Annotated in this window: 7 protein-coding genes; all 7 read left to right on the top strand. The window is 39.5% G+C overall.

Annotated elements, in window-relative coordinates:
- Window positions 1-2,292, top strand: a 2,292-nt coding sequence (gene dnaE / locus V7137_RS13005; RefSeq protein WP_335698479.1) for a DNA polymerase III subunit alpha, incomplete at its 5' end; no start/stop codon positions are given.
- A 126-nt stretch (window positions 2,293-2,418) separates the two neighbouring features.
- On the top strand, window positions 2,419-3,657 hold the full coding sequence (locus V7137_RS13000; protein WP_335698478.1) for an NAD(P)-dependent malic enzyme: 1,239 nt from the start codon (window positions 2,419-2,421) through the stop codon (window positions 3,655-3,657).
- 7 nt (window positions 3,658-3,664) lie between these two features.
- The gene (locus V7137_RS12995; RefSeq protein WP_218347907.1) at window positions 3,665-4,294 is read left to right on the top strand and encodes a FadR/GntR family transcriptional regulator; all 630 of its coding nucleotides are present in this window, start codon (window positions 3,665-3,667) and stop codon (window positions 4,292-4,294) included.
- A gap of 197 nt (window positions 4,295-4,491) precedes the next feature.
- On the top strand, window positions 4,492-5,370 hold the full coding sequence (gene accD, locus V7137_RS12990; RefSeq protein WP_335698477.1) for an acetyl-CoA carboxylase, carboxyltransferase subunit beta: 879 nt from the start codon (window positions 4,492-4,494) through the stop codon (window positions 5,368-5,370).
- The gene (accA, locus tag V7137_RS12985; protein WP_218347905.1) at window positions 5,364-6,341 is read left to right on the top strand and encodes an acetyl-CoA carboxylase carboxyl transferase subunit alpha; all 978 of its coding nucleotides are present in this window, start codon (window positions 5,364-5,366) and stop codon (window positions 6,339-6,341) included. The genes accD and accA overlap by 7 nt, the downstream gene beginning before the upstream one ends.
- A 343-nt stretch (window positions 6,342-6,684) precedes the next feature.
- On the top strand, window positions 6,685-7,644 hold the full coding sequence (pfkA, locus tag V7137_RS12980) for a 6-phosphofructokinase (RefSeq protein WP_218347904.1): 960 nt from the start codon (window positions 6,685-6,687) through the stop codon (window positions 7,642-7,644).
- 57 nt (window positions 7,645-7,701) lie between these two features.
- Window positions 7,702-9,465 carry a pyruvate kinase gene (pyk, locus tag V7137_RS12975; RefSeq protein WP_335698476.1) on the top strand — a complete coding sequence of 588 codons (1,764 nt, stop codon included), beginning with the start codon at window positions 7,702-7,704 and terminating at the stop codon, window positions 9,463-9,465.
- Window positions 9,466-9,550: the final 85 nt, after the last annotated feature.

Genomic DNA, 9,550 nt, shown 5'->3' with positions numbered 1-9,550 from the left:
GTTTTATACATTACAGATGTGGATCCATTAAAGCATAACCTATTATTTGAACGATTTTTAAATCCTGAGCGGATTTCCATGCCGGATATCGATATTGATTTTCCAGACCATCGTCGTGATGAAGTGATAAACTATGTTGCCGCGAAATATGGTGAACTGCATGTCGCGCAAATTGTTACATTTGGAACACTTGCAGCCAAAGCGGTCCTAAGAGATATCGGTAAAGTATTCGGGCTAAATTCCAAGGAACTCGAACATTTATCAAGAATGATTCCGTCCCGACTAGGAATTGACCTGAAAGGTGCCTATAAAGAATCGGAAGCACTGCGAAGATTTATTAAAGAAAGTCCGATGAATCTTCGTCTTTTTGAAACGGCTTTAAAGCTTGAAGGTCTGCCGCGTCATACTTCCACCCATGCAGCAGGTGTCGTCATTAGTGAGAAGCAGCTTATCGATTTAATCCCCATTCAACGAGGGTCAAACCATGTTTTTTTAACACAATTTTCAATGGAACATCTCGAAGAAATAGGCCTATTAAAAATGGACTTTCTGGGCTTAAGAAATCTGACATTGATAGATTCAATTTTATCCTCGATCACTCGTAAAACTGGAAAAAAAATAAATATCAGTTCGATTCCATTAGATGACTCGTTAACCTTTAACCTGTTAGCAAAAGGGGAAACAACAGGTGTTTTTCAGCTTGAATCAGAGGGTATGCGCAAGGTTCTAACACGCTTAAAGCCATCTCGATTTGAGGATATTGTGGCAGTCAATGCATTGTACCGACCAGGCCCAATGGAAAACATCCCACTCTTTATAGACAGGAAACATGGCGTACAGGCAGTTGAATATCCGCATCCTGATTTACGGCCCATCCTTGAGAATACATATGGGGTTATTGTGTATCAAGAACAAATTATCCAAATTGCTTCGAAAATGGCTGGTTTCACACTAGGTGAAGCCGATTTATTAAGAAGGGCTGTTGGAAAAAAGAAAAAAGATATTCTTGATCAAGAGCGCAGTCATTTTGTTCAGGGAGCCCTAAAAAAAGGATATGAACAAACACTAGCCAATGAAATCTATGATTTAATCGTCCGCTTTGCGAACTATGGCTTTAACCGAAGTCACGCCGTTGCCTATAGTATGATTGCCTACCAATTGGCATTTTTAAAAGCAAACTATCCTGTATATTTTATGGCAGGCTTGCTTACCTCGGCTATCGGCAATGATACGAAAATCGCACAATACATCCTGGAAACGAAACAAAAAGATATTACGGTCCTCCCCCCATCGATCAATCATAGCGGGTACTCCTTCCAAGTGGAACAAGAGGGAATCCGATATAGCCTGGCGGCGATTAAAAGTGTAGGGGCTGCTGCCTTAAAAGAGATTTTTCAAGCGCGGAAAAAGAAAAGGTTCGTTGATTTATTTGATTTTTGTATACGGGTTTCTTCGAAAGCTATCAACCGAAAAACGCTTGAGTTCCTTGCTCACTCTGGCTCGTTCGACGAATTTGGAGAAGATCGTGCCGTATTGCTTGCTAGTTTAGATGTCGCGATGGAACATGCACAAATTTTTAAACCAACTGACAATAACCAATTTGATTTATTTGATGAAGAGTTCATGCCAAAGCCGAAATATATGCTCGTCGATCCCATTAGTCAGGAGAATAAGCTGACATTTGAAAAAGAAGCCCTGGGTTTTTATCTTTCTGACCATCCGATTTCAATCTATGAAGGGCAGTTAAAGCAAGCTGGGGCACAAAACCTATTGGATATGAATCCTAATAATCAACGGGTATCCTCTGGTGTATATATCACCTCGATGAAATCAATTCGGACTAAAAAAGGTGATTCGATGGCCTTTTTAACGGTAAGCGATTCAAGCGGTGAGATGGAAGCAGTAGCATTCCCTAATGTATACAAAAAATATTCTCACCTATTAGGGCATGGGAAGTTTACATTGCTTGAAGGGAAGGTTGAAGAGCGGGATGGGAAACGACAATTTATCATTCAACAAGCTTTTCTATTAGAGGAGTGGCTGCAAACAAAAACAAGGAAACAATCAGTATTATTTTTGAAAATAGTGGAAGAAAAACAATCTGAGAAATTTCTTCAGCAAATCCATCAACTTTTGAAAGAAAACAGTGGAGTTGCAGCCGTAATCTTACACTATGAAAAAAGCCGGAAAACAATTAAGTTAGGTGAAGAAAATAATATCAATCCGACTCCAGAATTACTCGAATTATTAAGAGAGATGCTTGGGCCAAAAAATGTCGTCCTGAAGGATTAATTCTTTACAACTATCCCAGATATGATATAGTGATAATGAGACAAGTGTGGTCTGACCACCAAAAAATCGGGCTACATATAGTGGGATCATCTAAACTTTTTGTAAAAATTTGAGGGGTGACATATCTTGACTTTACGGGAAGAAGCATTACATATGCATCGAATTAATAAAGGAAAGTTAGAGTCGAAATCAAAAGTTATAGTCCGAAATGCACATGATTTAAGCTTAGCTTATTCACCAGGTGTTGCAGAGCCATGTAAAGATATCTATGAGAAACCAGAATTGGTTTACGAATATACCATGAAAGGGAATATGGTTGCCGTGGTTTCTGATGGTACAGCGGTACTTGGTTTAGGGAATATTGGTCCAGAAGCAGCCCTCCCTGTTATGGAAGGTAAAGCTGTATTATTTAAAAGTTTTGCCGGTGTTGATGCGTTTCCTATCTGTTTAAACACAACTGATGTAGACAAAATCGTGGAAACGGTAAAATTGCTTGAACCTACATTTGGTGGTGTGAATTTAGAAGATATTGCTGCTCCAAATTGTTTTGTTATTGAAGAACGGTTGAAAAAGGAAGCCAATATTCCTATCTTCCATGATGATCAGCATGGTACTGCCATTGTAACGGTAGCTGGTCTTGTCAATGCTCTAAAGCTTGTTGGCAAAAAAATGACCGAAATTAAAGTAGTCGCTAACGGTGCAGGTGCTGCCGGGATTGCTATTATTAAATTGTTATATAGTTATGGTGTAAGGGACATAATTATGTGTGATACCAAAGGAGCCATTTACGAAGGTCGCCCTCAAGGGATGAATACAGTGAAGGCAGAGGTAGCAAAGTTTACAAATCGTGATAATCTATCAGGCAGCCTTGAAGATGTCATTAAGGGTGCGGATGTATTTATCGGAGTTTCAGTTGCAGGTGCACTAACCAAAGAAATGGTTGCTTCTATGAATCCTGATTCTATTATTTTTGCGATGGCCAATCCGGTCCCTGAAATTATGCCAGAGGATGCAAAAGCAGCAGGAGCAAAAGTGGTAGGAACAGGTCGATCTGATTTTCCAAACCAAGTAAACAATGTTCTTGCCTTTCCAGGAATTTTCCGTGGCGCCCTTGATGTTCGCGCTACCCATATAAATGAAAAAATGAAAGTTGCAGCTGTTGAAGCTATTGCAAACCTGATCAGTCCTGATGATCTGAATGCTGATTATGTTATTCCAGGACCTTTTGATCCAAGAGTTGCACCAGATGTAGCCGCAGCAGTGGCAAAAGCAGCAATGGAAACGGGTGTTGCCCGCATTAAGGTCGATCCAGAAGAAGTCAAAGAAAAAACAAAGAGGCTCGCTATTATTGGTAAAAGTGAGTGATACGTAAGTGGGAACCAACACCAAGGTCTATTTAGAGATCGTAAAGCAACTTCGTGAGATGATTACCATTGATGGACTAAAAACTGGAGATAAGATCCCTTCTGAACGTGAATTGTCTGAGCGCCTGAATTTCGGGCGCTCTTCCGTTAGAGAAGCACTTCGAGCCTTAGAACTGCTCGGATTAATTGAAACTAGGCGTGGGGAAGGGACGTTTATTCGGGATTTTCGTGGGAATCATCTCGTCCAGTTGCTTAGTACCTTTATTTTACAAGATGAAAAAGCGAAACGAGATGTGTTTGAAACCAAAAATTTTATTGAGATGGATTGCCTGAGATTAGCCATTCAAAAATTAGATGATCTGAAGTTGTTAAACTTAAAAAAATGGGTGCATCAGGAAGAGATTCTAAATGATGATGCGTTTTTTTATCAGTTAATTGAAATAGCGGATAACCACCTCTTCACGAGAATTTGGTCTATTTTAAAGGATTATTACCGTTCACTGGATTCCAGAAATGTCATCTATCAGCGTGAAGACTATTTAATCCTGCTAAATGCTTTAGCCGAAAAGAATGAAGAAAAAACACTGTCCGCGTATTACAAACTACGGAATTTGTCTGTTTTTAACGACAAAAACTAACAGATTTTGAACTCTTTTTATCTTATAGTGAAGGTTATCCAAGCCCAAGAAAACGGGTGTTTTTTATCTGCAAGTGGTCTGACCACCTATAAAAGCAATCAGGTATGAAGTAAAGCTTTATTAGAAAAACTTTTAAAAAAGAGATGATTGGAGTACCTTTCCAATTGGCGTTATCGTAGCACAAAGGAGGTTTAATTTTGGCGCTTAAAGATCTTTTTTCAAAAAACCAGACAAAAAAGAAGAAATACGCTCAAATACCGACGGAAAATGCAAAAAATGATGTTCCGGAAGGAATTATGACAAAGTGTCCTTCCTGTAAGAAAATCATGTATACAAAAGAACTATTGAAAAATGTAAAGGTATGTTTGAATTGCGGACACCATTTTCCAATGAACTCCAAGGAACGTTTGGACAGTTTCATTGATGAAGGAAGTTTTGTAGAATTTAATGAAGATATGATTTCTAAAAATCCTTTAAATTTCCCTGACTATCTTGAAAAGCTTGAAAAGGATCGGCAAAAAAGTAAGTTGAATGAGGCTGTTGTAACAGGAATTGGCACAGTTAATGACCATAAGATTGTTCTAGCGATAATGGATTCTTCGTTCCGAATGGGGAGCATGGGCTCTGTTGTCGGCGAAAAAATCACACAAGCTATTGAAAAAGCGGATGAGTTAAATGTACCTTTTATCATTTTTACTGCTTCAGGTGGGGCAAGAATGCAAGAGGGCGCTCTAAGTTTGATGCAAATGGCCAAAACAAGTGTGGCGTTAAAGAAGTTTAGTAATAATGGCGGTTTAATCATCTCCATTATGACACATCCGACAACAGGCGGGGTTTCTGCTAGTTTTGCATCATTAGGTGATTATAACCTTTCTGAACCTGGTGCGCTCATTGCTTTTGCAGGACGCAGAGTCATTGAACAATCCATCCGCGAAGAATTGCCAGAGGATTTTCAAACGTCTGAGTTCCTTTTAAAGCATGGTCAGTTGGACGCAATCATACATCGAACGGACTTAGTTGAAAAAATCACCAGCATTCTAGAAATCCATCAACCTGGAGGTGTGTTCAGATGGTAGGAGAGTTAGAATTCGAACGCCCGGTAATCGAATTAAGAAAGAAAATCGCTGATTTACAAGAGTTCACCAAAACAGCAGATGTTGACCTTAGTTCGGAAATTGCTAAATTAGAGAAAAGGCTTGAAAAGCTTGAGCAGAGCATATATGAAAATATTAAGCCATGGGACAGAGTGCAAATTGCTCGTCTATCGAACAGGCCTACCACGTTAGATTACATTCCTTACCTGTTTGAAAACTTCTTTGAATGTCATGGAGATCGAACCTTTGCTGATGATGAGGCGATTGTAGGCGGGATTGCTAAGTATCGAGGTTTACCCGTTACCGTGATTGGTCATCAACGTGGAAAAGATACAAAAGAGAATATTCGCAGAAACTTTGGAATGCCTCATCCAGAAGGTTATCGAAAAGCACTTCGCTTAATGAATCAAGCGAATAAATTTAATCGCCCGATTATTTGTTTTATTGATACAAAGGGTGCTTATCCCGGTAAGGCAGCAGAAGAACGCGGACAAAGTGAAGCAATTGCGCGCAATTTATTTGAAATGGCCGGATTAAGAGTTCCTGTGGTGTGTATTGTTATTGGCGAAGGCGGAAGTGGTGGTGCCCTTGCACTTGGAGTAGGTAACCGGATTTATATGCTTGAGAATTCAACCTACTCAGTCATTTCACCAGAGGGTGCGGCGGCTATATTATGGAAGGATGCATCCTTAGCGAGAAATGCCGCTGAAACGATGAAAATTACTGCTCCTGATCTAAAAGAGCTTGGTGTCATTGATGAAATTATTCCTGAAATTAAGGGCGGAGCCCAAAGGGATGTCATGAAGCAAGCTGAGGAAATTGATAATATACTGAAGAAAGCCTTGGAGCAACTTCTGAAACTGTCAGAAGAGGAACTTATCAGTGATCGCTACAACCGTTTCAGGACAATCGGTGAATTTGCCACAGTTAATGATTACATTGGTGTAAATTAATAAAAAAGTGCTCATCCTCATGAGCACTTTTTTAAGTTGTGTAATTTTTTGAACGAGTGTTTCCACTTTTTGTTATTCACAAAATGTTCACGGGAATTTCTTAAAAAAGGCAATGACGACGCTTACAAATCCAATTGAAACGCTTCCAGTTTACTGATTATTCCGTCTCTTATATTTACTAATACCATAAGGTTGTTATAGTTATTTCTTCATGTTATTTTATAAATATTCGCGGGTTTTATGTAAATAATAAAAGAAGGAATTCTAAAACTCATCGTGCCTTTAATTTACTACATATGTTTTTATACATAATATCCCAATAAAATAACTGAGGTGATTGCCCATGAAAAAAATAGGAGTTCTTACTAGTGGCGGAGATTCTCCAGGGATGAATCCAGCTATTCGTGCTGTGGTGCGAAAAGCGATTTATCATAATGTAGAAGTATATGGTATTTATGGAGGTTATACTGGGTTAATTTCTGGAAATATAAAGAAACTAGAGCTAGGTTCGGTTGGTGATATTATTCAACGCGGTGGGACTATGCTTCAATCTGCGCGCTGTCCAGAATTTAAAACAAAGGAAGGACAACAAAAAGGAATTGAGCAATTAAAAGCACATGGCATTGAAGGCCTAGTAGTAATTGGCGGAGATGGCTCATACCGCGGGGCAAAAGCCTTAACAGAACAAGGCTATCCATGCGTGGGGGTTCCAGGTACGATTGATAATGATATTCCAGGAACAGAGCTTACAATAGGATTCGATACTGCGTTAAATACTGTGATCGATTCATTAGATAAAATTCGTGATACCGCTACATCCCATGAACGAACTTTTGTCATTGAAGTAATGGGACGAAACGCTGGTGACATTGCTTTATGGGCTGGTCTAGCAGGTGGAGCTGAAACGATTTTGATTCCTGAAGAAGGTTATGACATGAATGATATTGTCGAAAAACTTCGAAAAGGACATGAACGTGGTAAAAAGCATAGTATTATTGTCGTGGCTGAAGGTGTATGCAGTGGTGTGGAGTTTGGGAAGCAGGTACAAGAAGCAACCAACTTCGATACGAGAGTTTCTGTTTTAGGACATATCCAACGCGGGGGCTCACCTACTGCAGCAGACAGGGTTCTTGCAAGCCGTTTAGGAGCAAGAGCAGTCGAGCTTTTGATTGAAGGAAAAGGCGGTCGTGCAGTTGGAATTGAGAAGAATCAACTGGTCGACTATGACATTATTGAGGCTCTAGGACGTGAACATACTTTAGACCTTGATTTATACAAGCTTTCCATGGAATTATCAATTTAAGAATTTAGGACTTAAGAAATGGCGTAGGTGCTTTTCTATTATAGGAGGAATACAAGGATGTTACGAAAAACCAAAATTGTTTGTACGATAGGCCCTGCAAGTGAAACCGTGGAGAAATTAACTCAATTAATCAATTCGGGTATGAACGTGGCTCGTTTGAATTTCTCTCATGGTGATTTTGAAGAACATGGCGCACGAATTAAAAATATTCGTGAAGCAGCAAAACTGACTGGGAAAACAGTAGCTATCTTGCTTGATACAAAAGGTCCTGAAATTCGGACAAACAATATGCAAAACGGGGCCATTGAACTTCAGGCTGGAGAAAATATTATTGTCTCCATGACAGAGGTGGAAGGGACACTTGATAAGTTTTCTGTTACATATCCAGGGTTAATTGATGATGTTCATGTAGGTTCTAAAATTCTTTTAGATGACGGCTTAATTGGTCTAGAAGTGACGAATGTAGATAACTCAAAAAATGAAATCCATACAAAAATCTTAAATAGCGGTACGCTAAAAAATAAAAAAGGTGTAAACGTACCAGGTGTTTCAGTTAACCTGCCTGGTATCACAGAAAAAGATACAAAAGATATTCTTTTTGGAATTGAACAAGGTATTGATTTTATTGCAGCATCATTCGTACGTCGTTCAAAGGACGTATTAGAAATCCGACAGCTTTTAGAAGAAAATAAAGCCACACACATCCATATTATTCCTAAAATTGAAAATCAGGAAGGCGTCGATAATATTGACGAAATCCTAGAAATCTCTGATGGTTTAATGGTTGCCCGTGGTGATCTTGGCGTAGAAATCCCTGCTGAAGAAGTTCCATTGGTTCAAAAAATGTTAATTAAGAAATGTAACGCACTTGGAAAACCTGTCATTACCGCTACACAAATGCTAGATTCTATGCAAAGAAATCCACGACCGACTCGCGCTGAAGCAAGTGATGTAGCAAATGCAATTTTCGATGGTACGGATGCGATCATGCTTTCTGGTGAAACAGCAGCAGGCCAATATCCAGTCGAAGCTGTTCAAACTATGCACAATATTGCTTCCAGAGCAGAATCTGCATTAGATCACAAAGAAATACTCTCAAGCCGCAGTAAAGATACAGAACATAATCTTACGGATGCGATTGGACAATCTGTTGCACACACTGCATTGAATCTTGAAGTACAAGCAATTATTACTCCAACTGAAAGCGGTCATACAGCAAGAATGATTTCTAAATATCGTCCGAAAGCAGCGATTGTTGCGGTGACTTCCATTGAACATGTTTGCCGTCGTCTTTCCCTTGTATGGGGTGTTTATCCTCAGTTTGGAAATGTTGCGACCACAACAGACGAAATGCTTGATAACGCAGTTGAGGCTAGCTTAAATAGTGGTATCGTCAACCGTGGTGATTTAGTTGTCATTACTGCTGGTGTGCCAGTGGGAGAGGCCGGTACAACCAACTTAATGAAAATTCATGTAGTCGGAGATATTATTACAAAAGCACAAGGAATTGGCCGTAGGTCTGCCTTTGGTAAAGTGGTAGTTGCACAAGATGCCAAGGAAGCTTTAGAAAAAGTAAAACAGGGCTCCATTCTAGTAACAATTGGTACGGATCGTGATATGATTCCAGCGCTTGAGAAATGTGCTGCAGTTATTACGCAAGAAGGTGGATTAACCAGCCACGCAGCTGTTGTTGGTCTAAACCTTAGCATCCCTGTGGTTGTTGGGGTAGAAAATGCTTTAGAATTGTTCAAAGATGGTCAAGAAATCACCGTTGATGCAACAAATGGAGTTATCTACAACGGTCACGCGAGCGTGTTATAAGAACATTTACAACTTTATAAAAATTAGGCTATGCTAAAGCTTATTGTTGATTTTGGCACCCTGTTAATCTACGTTCCAGGCGCGA

The organism is Neobacillus drentensis (genome assembly GCF_036962765.1).
Taxonomy (GTDB): Bacteria; Bacillota; Bacilli; order Bacillales; family Cytobacillaceae; genus Neobacillus; species Neobacillus drentensis_C.
Note: the sequence above shows the minus strand (reverse complement) of the source record. Positions and strands in the feature narration are given on the sequence as shown.

Excerpts from the sequence above, each read along its gene's own strand:
- accA (WP_218347905.1), top strand. The coding sequence starts at position 5,364 with ATGGTAGGAGAGTTAGAATTCGAACGCCCGGTAATCGAATTAAGAAAG.
- pfkA (WP_218347904.1), top strand. The coding sequence starts at position 6,685 with ATGAAAAAAATAGGAGTTCTTACTAGTGGCGGAGATTCTCCAGGGATG.
- pyk (WP_335698476.1), top strand. The coding sequence starts at position 7,702 with ATGTTACGAAAAACCAAAATTGTTTGTACGATAGGCCCTGCAAGTGAA.